The organism is Pseudomonas sp. PDM16 (genome assembly GCF_014851865.1).
Taxonomy (GTDB): Bacteria; Pseudomonadota; Gammaproteobacteria; order Pseudomonadales; family Pseudomonadaceae; genus Aquipseudomonas.
This window is the reverse complement of record NZ_JACVAM010000001.1, coordinates 1,350,958-1,368,596: the sequence shown is the minus strand read 5'-3', so window position 1 is coordinate 1,368,596 and position 17,639 is coordinate 1,350,958. Positions and strand designations below refer to the sequence as shown.

The 17,639-nt window shown below is 61.4% G+C and carries 17 protein-coding genes; 6 read left to right on the top strand and 11 right to left on the bottom strand.

Translation table 11 applies throughout. The annotated features are described in order from the left end of the window. Positions 1–23: 23 nt before the first annotated feature. Both IB234_RS06315 and IB234_RS06310 read right to left on the bottom strand, forming a co-directional pair. Positions 24–413: a nuclear transport factor 2 family protein gene (locus IB234_RS06315; protein WP_192315456.1), complete on the bottom strand. Its 390-nt coding sequence runs from the start codon at positions 411–413 to the stop codon at positions 24–26. 23 nt (positions 414–436) lie between these two features. Beyond that, positions 437–1,186, bottom strand: a complete 750-nt coding sequence (locus IB234_RS06310) for an aspartate/glutamate racemase family protein (protein ID WP_192315454.1) — start codon at positions 1,184–1,186, stop codon at positions 437–439. A gap of 323 nt (positions 1,187–1,509) precedes the next feature. Between IB234_RS06310 and IB234_RS06305 the strand changes: the two genes are divergently transcribed. Then, on the top strand, positions 1,510–2,133 hold the full coding sequence (locus IB234_RS06305) for an HAD hydrolase-like protein (RefSeq protein WP_192315451.1): 624 nt from the start codon (positions 1,510–1,512) through the stop codon (positions 2,131–2,133). Between the two features lie 12 nt (positions 2,134–2,145). On the opposite strand, the gene IB234_RS06300 is transcribed toward IB234_RS06305, so the two are convergent. Beyond that, positions 2,146–3,018, bottom strand: a complete 873-nt coding sequence (locus tag IB234_RS06300; protein ID WP_192315449.1) for a YihY/virulence factor BrkB family protein — start codon at positions 3,016–3,018, stop codon at positions 2,146–2,148. 132 nt (positions 3,019–3,150) lie between these two features. Between IB234_RS06300 and IB234_RS06295 the strand changes: the two genes are divergently transcribed. Continuing rightward, positions 3,151–3,492 (top strand): zinc ribbon domain-containing protein YjdM, encoded by a 342-nt coding sequence (locus tag IB234_RS06295; protein ID WP_192315447.1) that lies wholly within the window; start codon positions 3,151–3,153, stop codon positions 3,490–3,492. 18 nt (positions 3,493–3,510) lie between these two features. Here the strand turns inward: IB234_RS06295 and IB234_RS06290 are convergent, their stop codons facing one another. Both IB234_RS06290 and IB234_RS06285 read right to left on the bottom strand, forming a co-directional pair. Then, positions 3,511–4,230 carry a hypothetical protein gene (locus IB234_RS06290; RefSeq protein ID WP_225580270.1) on the bottom strand — a complete coding sequence of 240 codons (720 nt, stop codon included), beginning with the start codon at positions 4,228–4,230 and terminating at the stop codon, positions 3,511–3,513. A 133-nt stretch (positions 4,231–4,363) separates the two neighbouring features. Continuing rightward, a complete protein-coding gene (locus IB234_RS06285; protein WP_192315445.1) occupies positions 4,364–5,287 on the bottom strand; it encodes a hypothetical protein in 924 nt (307 codons plus the stop codon). Between the two features lie 163 nt (positions 5,288–5,450). Between IB234_RS06285 and IB234_RS06280 the strand changes: the two genes are divergently transcribed. Continuing rightward, positions 5,451–5,798, top strand: coding sequence for a hypothetical protein (locus IB234_RS06280; protein ID WP_192315443.1), 348 nt, complete (start codon positions 5,451–5,453; stop codon positions 5,796–5,798). Positions 5,799–5,851: 53 nt separating this feature from the next. Here IB234_RS06280 and IB234_RS06275 read toward each other — a convergent pair whose 3' ends face one another. Beyond that, positions 5,852–7,669, bottom strand: a complete 1,818-nt coding sequence (locus IB234_RS06275) for a diguanylate cyclase (protein WP_192315440.1) — start codon at positions 7,667–7,669, stop codon at positions 5,852–5,854. 220 nt (positions 7,670–7,889) lie between these two features. Between IB234_RS06275 and IB234_RS06270 the strand changes: the two genes are divergently transcribed. Beyond that, positions 7,890–8,258: a DUF3592 domain-containing protein gene (locus IB234_RS06270; RefSeq protein WP_192315431.1), complete on the top strand. Its 369-nt coding sequence runs from the start codon at positions 7,890–7,892 to the stop codon at positions 8,256–8,258. Positions 8,259–8,333: 75 nt separating this feature from the next. Here IB234_RS06270 and IB234_RS06265 read toward each other — a convergent pair whose 3' ends face one another. Beyond that, positions 8,334–8,771 (bottom strand): ABA4-like family protein, encoded by a 438-nt coding sequence (locus IB234_RS06265; protein WP_192315429.1) that lies wholly within the window; start codon positions 8,769–8,771, stop codon positions 8,334–8,336. A 215-nt stretch (positions 8,772–8,986) separates the two neighbouring features. Next, a complete protein-coding gene (locus tag IB234_RS06260; protein ID WP_192315427.1) occupies positions 8,987–9,445 on the bottom strand; it encodes a GNAT family N-acetyltransferase in 459 nt (152 codons plus the stop codon). Positions 9,446–10,547: 1,102 nt separating this feature from the next. Between IB234_RS06260 and IB234_RS06255 the strand changes: the two genes are divergently transcribed. Continuing rightward, the gene (locus IB234_RS06255; RefSeq protein WP_225580268.1) at positions 10,548–12,389 is read left to right on the top strand and encodes a hypothetical protein; all 1,842 of its coding nucleotides are present in this window, start codon (positions 10,548–10,550) and stop codon (positions 12,387–12,389) included. A gap of 38 nt (positions 12,390–12,427) precedes the next feature. On the opposite strand, the gene IB234_RS06250 is transcribed toward IB234_RS06255, so the two are convergent. The 3 genes from IB234_RS06250 to IB234_RS06240 all read right to left on the bottom strand — a co-directional run bounded on the left by IB234_RS06250 (position 12,428) and on the right by IB234_RS06240 (position 16,558). After that, on the bottom strand, positions 12,428–13,195 hold the full coding sequence (locus tag IB234_RS06250; protein WP_225580266.1) for a gamma-glutamyl-gamma-aminobutyrate hydrolase family protein: 768 nt from the start codon (positions 13,193–13,195) through the stop codon (positions 12,428–12,430). 369 nt (positions 13,196–13,564) lie between these two features. Beyond that, entirely contained in the window at positions 13,565–15,061 is a 1,497-nt protein-coding gene (locus IB234_RS06245; protein WP_192315423.1) for a CoA-acylating methylmalonate-semialdehyde dehydrogenase, read from the bottom strand. Between the two features lie 150 nt (positions 15,062–15,211). Then, the gene (locus tag IB234_RS06240) at positions 15,212–16,558 is read right to left on the bottom strand and encodes an aspartate aminotransferase family protein (RefSeq protein ID WP_192315421.1); all 1,347 of its coding nucleotides are present in this window, start codon (positions 16,556–16,558) and stop codon (positions 15,212–15,214) included. Positions 16,559–16,667: 109 nt separating this feature from the next. Between IB234_RS06240 and IB234_RS06235 the strand changes: the two genes are divergently transcribed. Then, positions 16,668–17,588 carry a LysR family transcriptional regulator gene (locus IB234_RS06235; protein WP_192315418.1) on the top strand — a complete coding sequence of 307 codons (921 nt, stop codon included), beginning with the start codon at positions 16,668–16,670 and terminating at the stop codon, positions 17,586–17,588. Positions 17,589–17,639: the final 51 nt, after the last annotated feature.

The window sequence follows — 17,639 nt, the reverse complement described above, 5'->3', positions numbered from 1 at the left end:
CCCCCGGGACAGGCACGGGGCGATCAGCGCAGCACGTTCTCGCCGCTCATGAACACGAAGACGCGACGGAACCTGCCGTCTTCCACGTACCAGAAGTTGCAGTTGCGCAGGCGAGTCTCGTTGCCCTGCGCATCCTTCAGGTACACGTTGAAGCGCGAGCAGACGGTCTGCGTCTCGACGTCGGCCGCCACTTCGAAGTCGCCGTGCCAGATTTCCTCGAAGTTGTTGAACAGGTTGTCGAACATCTTGCGCACGCCGGTATGGCCGTTGTGCGTGAGATTGTCGGTCTGGATGGTGAACACTACATCCTCATGGCAGCAGTCCAGCACGGCCTCCATGTTCTTGTTGTCCACGTTTCCGAAGTACTTCTGGGTAGCCAGATCGATCAGTTGCTCACGAGAGAGGCGACTCATGGTGCTTGTTCTCCTTATGGGTGTTATTGGCCAGCGAAGCCGTGATAGGCGGCGTCGTTCGGGTTCTGGGGGGAAGGGTAGGCTTTGCGGCTCTGCTTGAGGCCCAGGGTCAGCAACATCTCGCAGAGCTTGTAGGAAACCAGGCCGGGATTGATCACCGGGATCGGCAGGCGCTCGGCCAGGTAGGCATGCGACTGGTGCATGGTGGTGGAACCGAGCACGATCACATCGGCGCCATCTTCGTCCATCGCCCTCCGCGCCTCCGCCTCCAGCTTGGCGAAGACGACCTCCTCCTTGCCGTCCAGCAGTTCCTTGAGGTCGGGCCGGGTGTTGATCGAGCGCAGGGAGGCCACGCGAGGCCACAGCTGGTATTCGGTCAGGGTCTTCTCGTAGAGCGGGAACCATTCGTCCCACATGGTGATGACGCTGAACTTCTTGCCCAGCATGCAGGCGGTGTGGAACGACGCCATGCCCGGCGCGATGACCGGAATATCCAGGCGCGAACGCAGCGCAGCCAGGCCGGAGTCGCTCACGGTATCGATGCAGATGGCGCTGTAGCCCTCCTCCTGCGCACGCAGGCCGGCCTGCACCACCGAGAAGTCCATGAGCAGCACATCGTAGGCGCTGTCGGCCAGCGAGGCGCCCTTGGCGACCGGCACGAACTCGGGATGGAAACCGGGAAGAATCAGATTGGCCGGCAACTGCGCTGCACGATTGGCGGCACCTGCCTGGTCCATGGGGATGGGGATGATTACCTTGATGCGATGGGTCATGCGAATCTCCCGAGGGAAGTAGCCGTAGTCGAACCGGCCTTTTTATTTTCTTCTTCCACAGCAAGACCGATGCCACAACACAAGAAACATTTAAGCCCATGATCTACATGGATTTTCTGTAGGCCATAACCCTCAAGGAAATCGATCCTCGTTCAAGATGAAAAGAATGCGCGCAACTTGAAATCCTGCCTGATGTGCCAGGAAGCACATCAGGCAACTGGAGCCGGCACGCGGCCCCCTCGATACACAGACGCTGGACGAGCAGCCACCGGCAGCCCAACATCCGGCACCAGATCCGCCACCCCAAACCTGTGCGCACGTCCATGAACTACAAGCTGGCGATATTCGACTTCGACGGCACTCTGGCCGACTCCTTCCCCTTCTTCATCGGCGTGTTCAATACACTCGCCGAGAAGCACCGATTCAAGTCGATATCGCCCGCCGAGATCCCGACACTCAGGGGCTATGGGGCCAGGCAGATGATGCAGCACGTCGAGATGCCGATCTGGAAACTCCCGCTCGTCTCGCGGGACTTCATCGGCCTCATGCGCGCGAGCGCCGCATCCATCTGCACATTCGACGGGGTCGAGGCCACGTTGCAAGCCCTGCACGAACGGGGCGTAGCCATCGCCATCGTCTCTTCCAACGCAACCGACAATGTAACCACCATCCTGGGGCCGGCCTGCATGAGGTACATCGGCCACCTGGACTGCGGTGCGTCGATCCTGGGAAAGACCACGAGGATCAGGAAGGTCGTCAGGAAATACGGCATACCGAAGGAGCAGGTCATCTACATCGGCGACCAGGCCACCGACCTGGAGGCCTCGAGAAAGGCGGGAGTCGACTTCGGCGCCGTGTCCTGGGGATACGCCACGCCGGACTCCCTGCGCGCACTGGCGCCGGAGAGGGAGTTCCGGCAACTCTCGGACATCACGCAAATAGCCTAGCCGGAGTGCCCCTCAAGACACCTGCTTCTCTCCCGGCTCCTTGCCCTCGTGAGCATGATGCTCGATCACCGCATTGAGCTCCGCGCCGAACAACAACACCGCCGATGAGATGTACAGGTAGAGCAGGAAGATGATGATCGCCCCGATGCTGCCGTATGTGGCGTTGTAGTTCGCAAAGTTCTGCGCGTAATAGCCGAAACCCAGCGACGCGGCGATCCACACGATCACCGCCAGGATCGAGCCAGGAGTGATGAAGCGAAACTCCTGCTCGACATCAGGCGCCAGGTAATACACCGCCGCCACCACCAGAATGAGCATCAGCACGGCCAGCGGCCAGCGCAGCCAGGCCCAGAGCACCACCACGGTCTCCTGCAGGCCTACCTGGGCCGCCAGCCAGTCCATTGCCTGGGGGCCGACAACCATCAAGGCCGCCGCCAGCAGCAACGCAACGGCGATACCGATGGTGTAAAGCAACGACAGCGGCACCAGCTTCCAGGCGGGGCGCCCGTCCTCCACCCCATAGGCGCGGTTCATCGCCGCCATGGTCGAGCGCACCGCCGAGGACGCGGTCCATAGCGCCAGCAGGATACCGATGGAAAACAGGCCTGCCTGCTGGGTCTGCAGCTGGGCGATCACCGGGTCGACCAGCCCCAGTGCCTCCTGCGGCAGCACGAGTTCCGCCTGCTGGTGCAGCCAGTCGAAGATAGGCTGCGCATCCAGCACACCGATCAGGGCGATGAGGAACAGCAGGAAGGGGAACAGCGAAAAGAACAACTGAAAGGCCAGAGCCGACGCGTAGATGGGCAGCTCGTCACCGATGAAGTCGGTGACCGTGCCCCGTGCGATGGTCCACCAGGAAACGCCGCGCAGGTCGATGAATGCCATGCCTCCTCCCGTTTTCGAGCATTCCTCCTGCAAGGTGGGACGGCACGGCAGCGCCTTCGGTTCGACCAATCGCCCACGACGGCCACAAAGCCCTATACAATATGCGGCTTTTCCGTTCGACCGAGGACCGTCATGAGCACCCTGCCCCCCTGCCCGAAGTGCAACTCCGAATACACCTACGAAGACGGCAGCCAGCTCGTCTGCCCGGAATGCGCTCACGAATGGTCGGCCACCGCCGCCACAGACTCGGGCGATGACGCACGCGTGATCAAGGACTCCGTCGGCAACCTGCTGCAGGACGGCGACAGCATCACCGTGATCAAGGACCTCAAGGTCAAGGGCACCTCGCTGGTGGTCAAGGTGGGCACCAAGGTGAAGAACATCCGCCTGTGCGACGGCGACCACGACATCGACTGCAAGATCGACGGCATCGGCCCGATGAAGCTGAAGTCGGAATTCGTGCGCAAGGTCTGACCCCCACGCTCCCGAGCGTCACTGCACCGGCAGGAAGTTGAGGAACAGCAGGCTCTGCGCGTAGTTGACGCCGAGCCTGCGATAACGCTCCTCCAGCACATGGGTGAGCAGGTCCAGCCGGGCCGTCATCTTGCCGAACTCCACCGCATAACTGAGATTGCTGCCCTCGTTGGACAGCAGCAGTGGGCGCCCTTTGGCGTCACGCCGCTGGCTGAGCATCCAGGCCGCCTTCTCGATATTGCGCGCAGCGTTGTAGATGAACTGGGCATCGAAGGAGTCGGTGAGGTAGAACTCGGTGCGCCCCCCGTGGGCGGTCACCAGCATGCTGCCCAGGGCGTAGATGAAGGCGCCGACCCGGTCACCCTGGAAATCCGCACCCAGGGCATAGCTGAGCGCTGCCACATCGCGGCGGCCGCCGAGATGGGGCAGCGGCTGGTTGCTCTCGATGGCCAGGTGAATCGCCTGCTCCGCCTCGGCCCGACTGGCCAACCCCGTCTTGCGCCACTCCTGCGGGTTGCGCTGATACAGCTTGCTCATCAGCTGGTAGAGGCTGTTCAGATTGTCGCGCATGGCCAGCGTCGCCATGCGGTCCACGTCGCTCTGCAGCAGCTCCCCCGCCCTGGGCTCGCTGCTCTTGCTGACGATGCTCTCGTGCGCCAGGCGCCCGGAGCAACCGGCCATGCACAGTGCCATCAGCACCACGGCAAGTCCGCTCCAATTGGCAACCATCCACCTCATCGGCTGGCCTCGCTCCTGCGTCTACTGACAGACCTATCGGCATGCAGTAAAGCGCAAAAGCCCAGGGCTCACCGTGAGCCATGCCTCCGAAGGGGCAATCGATGGCGATTTCGGAAGGCAGCCTTCAGCGGCCTCAGGACTTGCTGCGCGGAATCAGCTTACTGACGTCCGGCCCGAAATCGGCGACATAGTCGTCGGTATGTTCGACCGGCACCTCGGTTGCCAGCCGATCACGCAGCTCGACCAGGCCCGTACCGTCGGTGAACGATTTGGGCGCCACCGCCAGCAGATCCTGCAGGTCACCCAGTGCCTTGACCGGATCGACCTGGGCCTGCTTCTCGAACGCCGCCACCATGCCGCGGGTGTCCAGCTTCCCGGACGACGGTATCGACATGTCGATGGTCCGCAGATAGGGCTCCAGGCGCGCCTGAAGCAGAGTGCCCCAATACAGCGAACCGGTCAGCGCATAGTAGGAGTTGTCCAGCAGCCGCCGCTGGTTGGGCGAAATGACCAGCTGCACATCCTGCAATGCCTCACCCGGTGCCAGTTCGATACGCTGCGAGATGGCACCTGCCTTGTAGTTGAGCACCTGCCCACCATCGGCACGGGGCTCGCTGGACACGAACGAGAAGAACGACTTGCCGGTGAAGGCCTCCAGCACCTCGATACGGTGCACGATCTCGCGGGCAGCGAGCGCCTTCTCATCATCGGCCTGGCCCTGCCGATAGGAGACACCCGCGCGTTCGGCCAGCAGTTGAGTCGAGGGCTGGTAGGTCGCGGTGGCCGCCCAGGCACTCACCACCTCGTCTAGTCGGCGGATCTGCTCGCCGCGCCGAGCCAGCTGTGCGTAGTCGCGCAGCGACGCCTCCAGCGCCGGCGAGGTCCGCGCCGAAGCCGCCAGGTTGCCCACATGTGCCTGGCCGCGCATGTCAGGCAACGACTGCGCGGCTCGATTCACCGGCGGCTGAATCCTGTCATAGGCCTGGCTCACAGGCACCCAGGCGGATACGCAGAGGCCGAGCAGAATGGCGGTGGACAGGCGGCTAAGACGAGCCATGTTTTCACTCCTTGAATTGGCGGGGGCGCAACCTAACACAGACGTCAATCGGACACACGGTCACGCGTTTACACAGGTTTTACACTGCCCCTTGAAATGCCCGTCTCGCCTGGCAGTCGAAGACATTGACCGGAGAACCGGTTCCCCCACAGGAGTCTCGACCATGCTTTCGCGCATCCCCCTCATCACCGGCCTGATCGCCAGCCTCGCGCTGGTCGGCGAGCAGCAGGCACAAGCAGCGGACGGCGGCGATGTGGCCGCGGGTGTCGCGGTCGGTGCCATCATCGGCGGCGTACTGGCCAGCCAGCGCCCCGGCCGCGCCTACGAGCCCGCTCCGGTCTACCAGGCTCCGCCGCCGCAGGTGGTCTACTACCAACCCCGTCCCGTCTACTACCAGCCGCCGCCCGTCTACTACACCCCTGGCCCGGTGTACTACGTGCCGGCACCGCCGCCGCGCCACAAGCCCTGGCGGCATCACCCGCGCCACCGTCACCATGACTATCGCTGGTAAGTCGAAGCCCCGCTGATGCGGGGCTTCTTCATTCGGAGACGCGCCTTCTATCGCTACTGCATGATCACGTATGTGCCGCGCCCCAGCTGCTTGGCCTGGTACAAAGCCGAATCGGCGGCCTTGTACAACTCGGTCAGCTGGTCGGCATCGTCCGGGAAACGGGCCGTGCCGATGCTCACGCCCACCAGCAGCGACACACCGCCATATTCCACCGGTTGGTTCAGCGCCTGCAGCAGGCGCTCCACGATCTGCGGCAGCTCGCTCTTCACCCCCGGCCCCGTCACCAGCACGGCGAACTCGTCCCCGCCCAGGCGCGCCGCGAAATCCCCGCGCCGCAGGTGCGCCTGCAGGCGTTGCCCCAGCGCGCGCAGGACGAAATCGCCAGCATCGTGCCCATGCTGGTCGTTGATCGGCTTGAAGTGATCCAGGTCCAGCAACAGCAGAGCCAGCGATTCGCCACGCCGAAGGCTGTCCGCCATCGCCGCATCCAGGCGCTCCAGCAGGTAGCGACGGTTCGGCAGCTCGGTCAGCGAATCATGGAAGGCCGCATGCTGCAGCTGGCGGTTGGCGTCCGCGAGCTCGGCAGTACGCAGCTCCACCGCGCCCTGCAACTCCTCGGCGCTGCGCTGTATCTGCTCCAGGCGCGCACTCTTCTCGCGGTCGGCAAGTCGCAACGCCACGGCCTTCTCCTGGCGCAGCATCTGGATGCGATAGGCCAGGGCAAAGGAGAACAGGATGGCCTCCAGCGATACGGCCAGAGGGAAGAAGTAGCCGATCAGTGGCAGCGGAGGAATCACCCCGCCGGCACGCAACAGCAGAATCACCGCACTGACCAGCACGAAGCCGTAACCGATCAGGTAAAAGCGCGCCGGCACGAAGCCCTGCCAGCTACGCAAGGCCGCCCAGCCCAGTGCGATCGGCATGGTCAGTACCGGCAGCAGGGCAATCAGCAGAGACGCCTCATGGCGCATGCCCAGGGCATTGATCAGGATGGCGACGCCGTACAGCCCACACACCACGTTGAGCACCCGCGTCGGCCAGGGCGAACCACCGGGGCGCGACAGCAGGGCAATGGTGAAGCGCATCAGCAACACGCTCCACAGCGACGGCATCGTCATGCGATCCAGCCAGACCGGCGTGGCGATATTCGGCCAGAGGTACTGCTGCGCATGCCCGGACATGGCCAGCATCATCAGCAGCGAACAACCCGTGGTCAGCACGTACCAGAAGTAAGCCCGGTCGCGCAGGCTGAAGAGGATGAACAGGTTGTACAGCAGCAGCGCCAGCACCACGCCGTAGATCAGGCCGTAGGTGAAGTTCTCCTCACCGCTCATCAACTGCAGGTCGCCGAGCTGCCAGATGCGCAGGGGGAAGAGATTGCCCGCCGGATCGTAGCTGCGCACATAGATCGTCAGCGGCTGGTCACCCAGCTCCGGCAACTCGAACAGGCCGCGCCGATACGGATAGTCACGCCCCTCGGCGAACGGCACACGCTCGCCACTGACCCGCTCGATCCAGCCATCCTGGCCGTCCGGCAGATACAACCGTGCATCGAGCACCAGCATGCCGCCCAGCTCCAGCCACCAGCGCGCAGGTGCGTCGGTCCCCTTCTGCAGAGTGACGCGCAGCCACCAGGCACTGGGGGAGCGCCCGGCGCTCTCGCGCCCATCGGCCGGACGGAAACCGGCCTGCACATCCGCGCGCTGCAAGTCCGCGATACCCAGCTTTCCGGAAGGGTCCTCCAGCAGATCGACCTGGCCATTCAGGCCCTGGCCGCTGCTGCCTGGCCCCAGTACAACGGACGCCGCGAGCAACGAGGCTCCGGGGACGGAAAGCATCAACAGGCACAGCAGACAGCGAATCCACAACATTGCTCGTGATCCTGGCGGCGGGCCTCAACGGCCCAGGCAGTGGCCATGGGCCATAAAGCCTGAGTATAGGGAAAGAGCCTCGGTAAATTCAGCCCATAGGCATCGTGCACTACAGCCTTGTGCCGTGCCCGAGCACTGAGTTAGCTTCGCCGTCCCGATGCGTCGCGCCCGATCCAAGGATGGAAACCATGCCCCCTCTGCTTCTGTTGTGGCACAACCAATGAAGTACCTGCTGTATGCGGCGGTCTTCGCCGTGGTGATGTATTTCGGCATCCAGCAGGCGATGGAGATGGACGACTCGAGGGACTGGCCCACTACCCAGGGGGTCATCATCGAATCCCACATCTTCAGCACCCTCGAAACCTCGACCAAATTCGGCGGCCGTGATCAGGTGCATGAGGTGCGCGTCCTGTATTCGTACTCAGCGAACGGAACCCACTACAGCAGTAACCGCCTACGCATCCGCCCGAATCGATACCGCACGGAGGGAACCGCCAAGAACGAGTTGGCCCAGTATCCGGCGCGGAAGAAAGTAAAGGTGTACTACGACCCGGAAAAGCCGGAGCGCAGCGTGCTGAGCCTGCGCTAACCCGCATCGCGGATGCGATAGCGAAGGTGATCGAGGGTGGCGCCCAACAGCGGCGGCCGGATTCGCCACGGCGGCTCAGAGCCTGTGCAGGAAACCGATCAGAAGAAACAGCAGCACGCCCAGCGGGCCGAACATCAGCGCCAGCAGGTAGCACGGCACCAGCCAGAGGTGGCCGATGCCTTGGGCCACGCCCTGCTGCTGGATGTACAGACCGGCCAGCAGGTCGAACGCCAGGATATGAATCCATCCCGCCAGCACTGCCTTCGGGTTGCTGAACAGTGCCAGCACCCCTCGCAGGGTGAAGAAGCCCGGCTTGCCCATGCTGCGCTCGCCGCGGCTGGTCATGGCCAGGTACAGGCTGATGCCGTAGAGCACGCAGAGCAGCAACACCGCCACGCCCAGCACCACGCCGGGCCCCTGTGCCCATCCCGGCAGGAAGATGAGAACGCCCCAGCCACCGAGAGCGACCAGGCTGGAGAGTTGGAACAGGCGTTTCTGACTGGGGGCCTGCATTGGCATTCCTCGAATCCGGAGATAGCGAGTTGTAGCGCTGATCGGCGAGGTTTGGCTGCCATCAGCGTCACGGTGAATGGTCGAGCCTAGCGGCGGCCTATGGGCGCCCTAGTGGCCGGCAGCCCGCTACAGGGCCTCGGCCCGTAGCGACCAACGAGCGGTAGAGGCATAGCAGCGTCTCACCACAAGTCGCTCGGCCTGCCAGGGCAGCGGCCCTACAGCTCACGCACCATCAGGTGCTGCGGCGCACCCCAGCTTTCAAACCGCTCCAGCAACGTCCAGCCGCGCCTGGCGTAATAGTCGGCGCGGTCATGGGTGTGCAGGTAGAGTCGCGCGTGGCCACGCTCCCCGACGGTGGTGCAGATCGCCTCGATCAACTGTTCGGCCAGGCCCTGGCCACGTGCCTCCGGGCGCACGTACACACAGGCCAGCCAGGGCCCCAGCTCGGGGCGTTGCGGCAGGTCATCCCGTGCCAGCCCGGCACTCCCGAGCAGCTCGCCGTCTTCCTGGGCGATCAGCATGTCCCACTCGCCATTGTGTTGCCCGGCAGCGAACTCGGCCTGCCAGTCGGCCAGCGGCTGTTCGGTGAACTCGTAGGGGAATTGGCGGTAGAGCCACTCGCCCAGTTGTGCGCAGTGTTGGGGGTGGTTGCGGAGCCAGTCGAGCGTGGGCATGGGGAGTCCTTGGTCTGTGCGCGGCAAGAGAAACCAGCGCGGCATCATGCCTGGATTTTCCGGCTGTGGTCGTCGAGTGAATGTCGCGACAAATTGACCAAGCCAGAGACTATGGCGTTGGGCCAGCATTCGAAGTATGGTCGGGGCATCGAACTGCAAGGATGCATTCATGGCCTTCGCTGCCACGATTCCTCGCCAATGGACTGCTCTGGTGCCGCCCCATGCGGTGCGCTCGCTCATTGTTGAAGGTGCCTGGCGCCATGGTTTCGCCCTGCTGGGCGACTTACTTTCTTTGCTTGCGGATCGCCGCCCGGTGCAAAGAAGAGTAAGCAAAGAAACACACCCCGGCATCCGGGTCTCGCTGCGCTCGACTTCCCTCCCTCCGGTGCCGCTCCGGGGGCCGGCTTACAAGGACCCTCCATGGCCCTTTATGCTGGGACGCCTAGTCCTCTCGCCGCATCCATGCGGCTCGTCCCCCTACGCAACACCTCCGCTCGGCCTGCTGACGGGGAGTTTGCGCGCATGCAGGTTTTGAGTTTCAAGCCGCTCGGAGCTGCCGGTATGCCTCGCCGTAGGGCGGATGCAACCCGCGCAGCCGATCCATGCGGGTTTCACCCGCCCTACTCGATCGTTCCCACGCTCCGCGTGGGCATGCATCCACAGACGCTCCGCGTCTGCGGGACGCAGAGCGTCCCAGGAGGGGTTCCCACGCAGAGCGTGGGAACCATCGGTAAAACGAACTCAAACGCCAACACCACACTGCCGCCCTTGCGCCAACAGGTAGGGCCGGGACCGAGTCCCGTCAGGAGGCTGAGTGGAATCGTTGCGTAAGGGGTTGAGCGGCATGGATGCCGCGAGAGCCGCGATGGGCCAGGGATGGCCCTTCGCGGCGGGCCCCTGGAGCAATAATGATGGAACGAAGGAAGTCTCGCGCAGCGAGACCCGGATGTCGGGTGTGCTTTCTCTTTGGTTACTTTCTCTTTGCACAAGCAAAGAGAAAGTGACTCGCCGGAAAGGCGAAAAGCATTGCCAAGGCGCTACACATAGCTGCAAAAAACCTCTCACTCGCGACAATCAACTCAAAAAAACTGGTAATAAATAAATGGAAAACAACATGCCAGAGCTCTCAGGAAATCCATCATCGAGAGCAATTGAAAGCGTTTATAAAGAGAATAAAAGATTTGTCGTCATTGGCTTGACAGGAAGAACGGGTTCCGGCTGCTCTACTTCAGCAGAAATTCTTTGCGGAGCGTCTATTGAACTACCAGAGAACGCCTACGCAGGAATAACAAAAAATGAGCTTAGAAAGCATCGCATAATCAAAAAATTTATTGGGAATCGGTGGCAGCCATTCAAATGCCTGCAAGTAAGAACCGTGATAACAAGATACATCCTCACACTGAATTTTCCAGAGTTTTGCCGCTTCATTTCAGATGTAATAGATCGAGAAATACCTGTCGTATCCGAGACCATGAAAGAAATCAAAGAGGAATACGACAAATTTCACATAGAAATATCAAAATATCTTAATAGCCCAGAAACCACACTCAAAGAAATAGAAGAAAAACAAGACTTCGCCTTCGCCCTTTACTTCAATAGATTGCCGATCTTCTCAAACAAAATACGAGACACTCTTAAAAAATTGTCTCTTGACGCATATACAAAAATCTATCAGCGAGCCGGAGACAATATTAGAGCGTCCGGCCATGCCAATAGCTCAAAATTTGACGACTCAAAAGTCTTCCATTTCCCACGAACCATAAACAAAATAATAAAAGCAGCACACCATACTGCCAGAAAAAACAATGAATCATGCTTCATAGTTATAGATGCCATCAGAAATCCATACGAAGCAATATTCTTCAAAGAGCGATATGCCGGATTTTACTTAGTATCAATAAATACAGAAAACGAAAATAGGCTCACACATCTTCGCAGCACACACAAGTTCTCCGAATCCCAAATAAAAGAGCTGGACGAAAAGGAATATCCAAACAAACTTATCGGATACAACAAATTTATCTCTCAAAACATACAGAAGTGCATTGAAATATCCGACATACATGTACACAACCCCAGAAAAGAGCAATTCAACAACGTTGAGCTTAAATGTCAGCTCGCCTGGTATGTTTCCTTGATACAACATCCAGGCCTGGTTATGCCCACGTCACTAGAAAGCTGTATGCAAATTGCCTATACGGTCAAGCAAAGCTCTGGCTGTATATCAAGGCAGGTTGGTGCAGCCGTAACTGACGAAGAATATTCCGTCAAGTCCGTCGGATGGAATAACACACCACAAGGGCAAGTGCCATGCCTGCTCAGAAACGCTGAAGACTTACTGCTCGGGCAGGATACATACGCATATAGTGAGTACGAAAGGAACGACAGTAAATTCAGAGAAACGCTGCACGGAAAATTTAATGATTTAAGAAAATCAAATCTACTGAATGGTCGAAATTTATCATTTTGCTTTAAAGACTTACAAAACGAAATTGACGGCGAGAAGAACCAGGTACATACGCGCTCCCTACATGCAGAAGAGAATGCGTTTCTTCAAATTGCAAAGCACGGTGGGATGAAGCTACGGAATGGAATTCTTTTCACCACAGCTAGCCCCTGCGAGCTTTGCTCAAAGAAAGCCTACCAGCTTGGCATCAGCAAAATCATATACATTGATCCATACCCAGGAATTGCCACTAAACACACGCTTTTAGTGGGAAGCCAAAGCCCAGAACTGCAGCTTTACAGGGGAGCTGTTGGCAGAGCCTATCATCAACTTTACCAGCCAATAATGCCTTACAAAGACGAGCTCGAAACACTACTATCAATACCGGGCAACGCAAACAAAAAAGCTGCCAGAACAAAGATACTAGAAAAAGAAAACACAGAGCTCCGCGAGGAGCTTGAGCGATTGAAAAATCAACTAGCCGAACTTCAAGCTTAAAAAAAGGCCCGCCAAAAAAGCGGGCCTTACACGATACATCAGGCTACCAACTCCGGCCGCCCGGTGATCTTAGTCTTCTGATACTCCCTCGCCGCCTCATGAAACGCCCCAATCAGCGCGTTGTAATCGTCCTTCTCCCAATAGCGATACTCCGGGTGCCACTGCACCCCCACGGCAAACGCTTTGGCGCCAATCACACTGACCGCCTCAATCTGCCCGTCCTCGGCCACCGCCTCCACCTGTAGCCCTTCGCCGAGGCGGTCGATGCCCTGGCCGTGCAGGGAGTTGACGCGCAGTTCACGTTCGCCAAGCAGTTGGTGCAGCACACCGCCTTCAGTGAGGGTCACGCCGTGGATCGGGCCGTAGGCCACGTTGTCCGGTACGTCCTTCACCTCGCGGTGATCGAGGCGGCCCGGCACGTTGTGTACTTCGCGGTGCAGGGTGCCGCCGTACAGCACGTTGAGTTCCTGCACGCCGCGGCAGATGCCGAGGAAGGGAATGCCGCGGTCGATACAGGCGCGCATCAGGCGCAGCACGGTGGCGTCGCGGGGTTTGTCGGCCAGGCCAAGGCCGGGATGGTCGTCACCGTAGAAGCTGGGGTGCACGTTGGACAGGGAGCCGCCGAACATGATGCCGGAGACGCTGTCGAGCACGGTCTCCATGTCCAGGTCGTCGCCGAAGGCCGGGATCATCAGCGGGAAGGCGCCGAAGCCGGTGACGGACTGAATGTATTTCTCGCCCACCAGATGAAACCAGCCGATGTCGCGGTCAGTCAGTTGCCAGCGGCACAGGGGAAGGCCAATCATGGGTTTAGTCATTGCAAGGGTGTCCTCTTCTGAGAACCTATTAGGGTCGGCTGCGCGTCGGAAAAACTGCGTTAGAAGCGGCTTCGGACTGCTCATTTACAACACGTAAACTCCGCGTCCTCAGCCGTTTCTGCCTTGTTCTTCTCTAGCTCGCTCAACCCTATGTCGGTTCTGTTTAATTGAAGTGGGCTGCCCTTGGGACAGCGGGCTACCGGGTCACAATAACCGTGAACCCGCTCACCCAAGGGGTGCCGTTTCCCGCCGGCAGGACGCCTGCGAGTTACTGCACCAACGCCGCGCCCGCGCGGCTGGTTTACTGCGTAAAACAGAACAAAAAGGGCCGGTCTTGCGACCGGCCCTCGGGTTACATCAGCTGTTGCTCGGGAAGGCGAACTGCGCCGCCTCGTGGCTGGCGCGCTGCGGCCAGCGCTGGGTGATGGTCTTGCGCTTGGTGTAGAAGCGCACGCCGTCCGGGCCGTAGGCGTGCAGGTCGCCGAACAGCGAGCGCTTCCAGCCGCCGAAGCTGTGGTAGGCCACCGGCACCGGCAGAGGTACGTTGACGCCGACCATGCCGACTTCGATCTCGTCGCAGAACAGGCGTGCGGCCTCACCGTCGCGGGTGAAGATGCAGGTGCCGTTGCCGTATTCGTGATCGTTGATCAGCTGCATGGCGTCTTCCAGGCTGCCGACGCGGACGATGCACAGCACCGGGCCGAAGATCTCTTCCTGGTAGATGCTCATGTCGCGGGTGACGTGGTCGAACAGGGTGCCGCCGACGAAGAAGCCTGCCTCGTTGCCTGCGACCGAGATGCCGCGGCCGTCGACCACCAGCTTGGCGCCTTGCGCCACGCCGGCGTCGATGTAGCCCTTGACCTTGTCACGCGCCGCGCCGGTGACCAGCGGCCCCATGTCCAGGCCACAGGAGGTGCCGGCACCGATCTTCAGAGCAGTGATCTTCGGGGTCAGCTTGGCCACCAGGGTATCGGCAACCTGGTCACCCACGGCCACCACCACGGAGATGGCCATGCAGCGCTCGCCGCAGGAGCCATACGCCGCGCCCATCAGGGCGTTGACGGTGTTGTCGATGTCGGCGTCCGGCAGCACCACGGCGTGGTTCTTGGCGCCGCCCAGGGCCTGTACGCGCTTACCGCGCTTGTTGGCCTCGGTGTAGATGTATTCCGCGATCGGCGTGGAGCCGACGAAGCTGATGGCTTTGACTTCCGGCGCTTCGATCAGCGCGTCCACCGCTTCCTTGTCGCCGTTGATCACGCCGATCACGCCCTTGGGCAGGCCGGCTTCGTGCAGCAGCTGGGCGATGAACAGGGTGGAGCTCGGGTCGCGCTCGGACGGCTTGAGGATGAAGCAGTTGCCGCAGGCGATGGCCAACGGGTACATCCACAGCGGCACCATGGCCGGGAAGTTGAACGGGGTGATACCGGCGACCACGCCCAGCGGCTGGAAGTCGCTCCAGCTGTCGATGTTCGGGCCGGCGTTGCGGTTGTATTCGCCCTTCAGCAGCTCGGGAGCGCCACAGGCGTACTCGACGTTCTCGATGCCACGCTGGAGTTCGCCGACGGCGTCTTCGAGAGTCTTGCCATGCTCTTCGCTGATCATCGCGGCGATCTTGTCCTTGTTCTCTTCGAGCAGGACCTTGAAGCGGAACATGACCTGGGCGCGCTTGGCCGGCGGGGTGTTGCGCCAGGCCGGGAAGGCGGCCTTGGCGGCGTCGATGGCAGCCTGAATGGTAGCGCGGTCGGCCAGCTCGACCTGACGCACCGGCTCGCCGATGGACGGGTTGAAGACCTGGGCGGTACGGCCATTGCGCAGAACGATTTCGCCATTGATGAAGTGGGCGACGGTGCTCATGAAAACTCCTCGTTGGTATCACGTAGGGTGGATGACGCCTTGTTCATCCACCGCAAATTGGGGTTGCCGGTCTGGTGGATGCGAACCGCGGCATCCACCCTACTCGATCAAGCTCCCTCTCCCACAGGGAGAGGGGAAGGAAGTTGCCTGTCAGTCGAGCTTGTTCAGCACGTCGCCAACGGCGTTGAACAGGCGGTCCAGCTCTTCCGGCTTGGTGTTGAAGGTCGGCCCGAACTGCAGGGTGTCGCCACCGAAGCGCACGTAGAAGCCCGCCTTCCACAGGGCCATGCCGGCCTCGAACGGACGGATGGTCGGGTCGCCGTCACGCGGGGCCAGTTGCAGGGCACCGACCAGGCCGCAGTTGCGGATGTCGATGACGTGCTTGCTGCCCTTGAGGCCGTGCAGGACGTTCTCGAAGTGCGGCGCGAGGTCAGCGGACTGCTGGATCAGATTTTCCTTCTCCAGCAGCTCCAGGGTGGCCAGGCCGGCGGCACAGGCAACCGGGTGGGCCGAGTAGGTGTAGCCGTGGGTGAACTCGATCATGTGCTCAGGGATGGCCTGATGCATGAAGGTGTCGTAGATCTCCTTGGAGGCCACGACCGCGCCCAGCGGGATGGCACCGTTGGTGATCTGCTTGGCGGCGTTGAGGATGTCCGGGGTGACGCCGAAGTATTCCGCACCGCTCCACTTGCCCATGCGGCCGAAGCCGGTGATCACTTCGTCGAAGATCAGCAGGATGTTGTGCTGGGTGCAGATCTCGCGCAGGCGCTCCAGGTAGCCCTTCGGCGGAATCAGCGCGCCGGCGGAACCGGACAGCGGCTCGACGATGACGGCGGCGATGTTGGAGGCATCGTGCAGTTCGATCAGCTTGAGCAGCTCGTTGGCCAGCTCCACGCCGCCGGTCTCGGCCATGCCCTTGGTGAACGCCATGCCCGGCTGCAGGGTGTGCGGCAGGTGGTCGGCGTCCATCAGTTGACCGTACATCTTGCGGTTGCCACCGATGCCGCCCAGGGCGGTGCCGGCGATGTTCACGCCGTGGTAACCACGGGCGCGACCGATGAACTTGGTCTTGGCTGGTTGGCCTTTCAGGCGCCAGTAGGCCTTGGCCATCTTCACCGCGGTGTCGGCGCACTCGGAGCCGGAGCCGGTGAAGAACACGTGATTGAGCTCGCCCGGCAGCAGGTCGGCGATCTTCTCGGCCAGCTTGAAGGACAGCGCGTGGCCGTACTGGAAGCCCGGCGAGTAGTCGAGGGTGCCGAGCTGCTTGGCCACGGCTTCCTGGATTTCCTTGCGGCTGTGGCCGGCGCCGCAGGTCCACAGGCCGGAGAGGCTGTCGAACACGCGGCGGCCCTGGTCGTCGATGAGGATGTTGCCTTCGGCGGCGACGATCAGGCGCGGGTCGCGCTTGAAGTTGCGGTTAGCGGAGAAGGGCATCCAGTGGGCATCCAGCTTGAGCTGGCTGGCTAGGGACGGGGTGGCGGACTGCGGCATGTTCATCGTGGCTCTCCAGAGCGGCACTCGGGTCTTGTTGCCATGCAAGGTGCCACGGGCATAAAGTCACGAAAATCCAAATCTTCTCACTTTAAGTTCAGCCAAGACTAAACATATGAGCAGCCGCCGTTCCGACCCTCTGGCCCAGGTCAGCGACTTCGAGATCCGCCTGCTGCGGCTGTTTCGCAGCGTGGTCGAGTGTGGCGGCTTCTCTGCCGCCGAGAGCGTGCTGGGCATCGGCCGCTCGGCCATCAGCCAGCAGATGAGCGATCTGGAGCAGCGTCTGGGCCTGCGCCTGTGTCAGCGCGGCCGCGCCGGCTTTGCCCTGACCGAAGAAGGCCGCGAGGTCTATCAGTCGTCGCTGCAGCTGTTCGGCGCGCTGGAGAGCTTCCGCAACGGGGTCAACGGCCTGCACCGCGAGTTGCGCGGCGAGCTGCACATCGGCCTGACCGACAACCTGGTGACCGTGCCGCACATGCGCATCACCCATGCGCTGGCGCGGCTCAAGGAGCTGGGCCCGGAGGTGCGCATCCAGATCCGCATGACGCCACCTTCGGAGGTGGAACAGGGCGTGCTCGACGGCAGCCTGCATGTCGGCGTGGTGCCGCAGAGCCATGCGCTGTCCGGCCTGGAGTACCAACCTTTATATGGCGAGCGCTCGCAGCTGTACTGCGCGGTGGGCCATCCCCTCTTCTATGTGGATGACGATCAGCTCTCCGACACTCGCCTGAATGCCCAGGACGCTATCGCCCCGACCTTTCGCCTGCCCCCGGAAATCCAGAGCCAGTACCAGGTGCTCAACTGCACGGCCAGCGCCTCGGACCGCGAGGGCATGGCCTTCCTCATCCTCACCGGGCGCTACATCGGCTACCTGGCGGATCACTACGCCCGCCAATGGGTACAGCAGGGGCGCCTGCGCGTGCTCAAGCCAGACAGCCGCTTCTATGACCTGACCCTGGCGTCGGTGACACGCAAGGGGCGACGTCCGCAACTGGTACTGGAGACCTTCCTGGAGGCGCTGGCCAAGACTGGCTGAGCATCCGCCTCCGGACTGGCCAGTCATGCTGGAACGCCCGTACCACTAAGG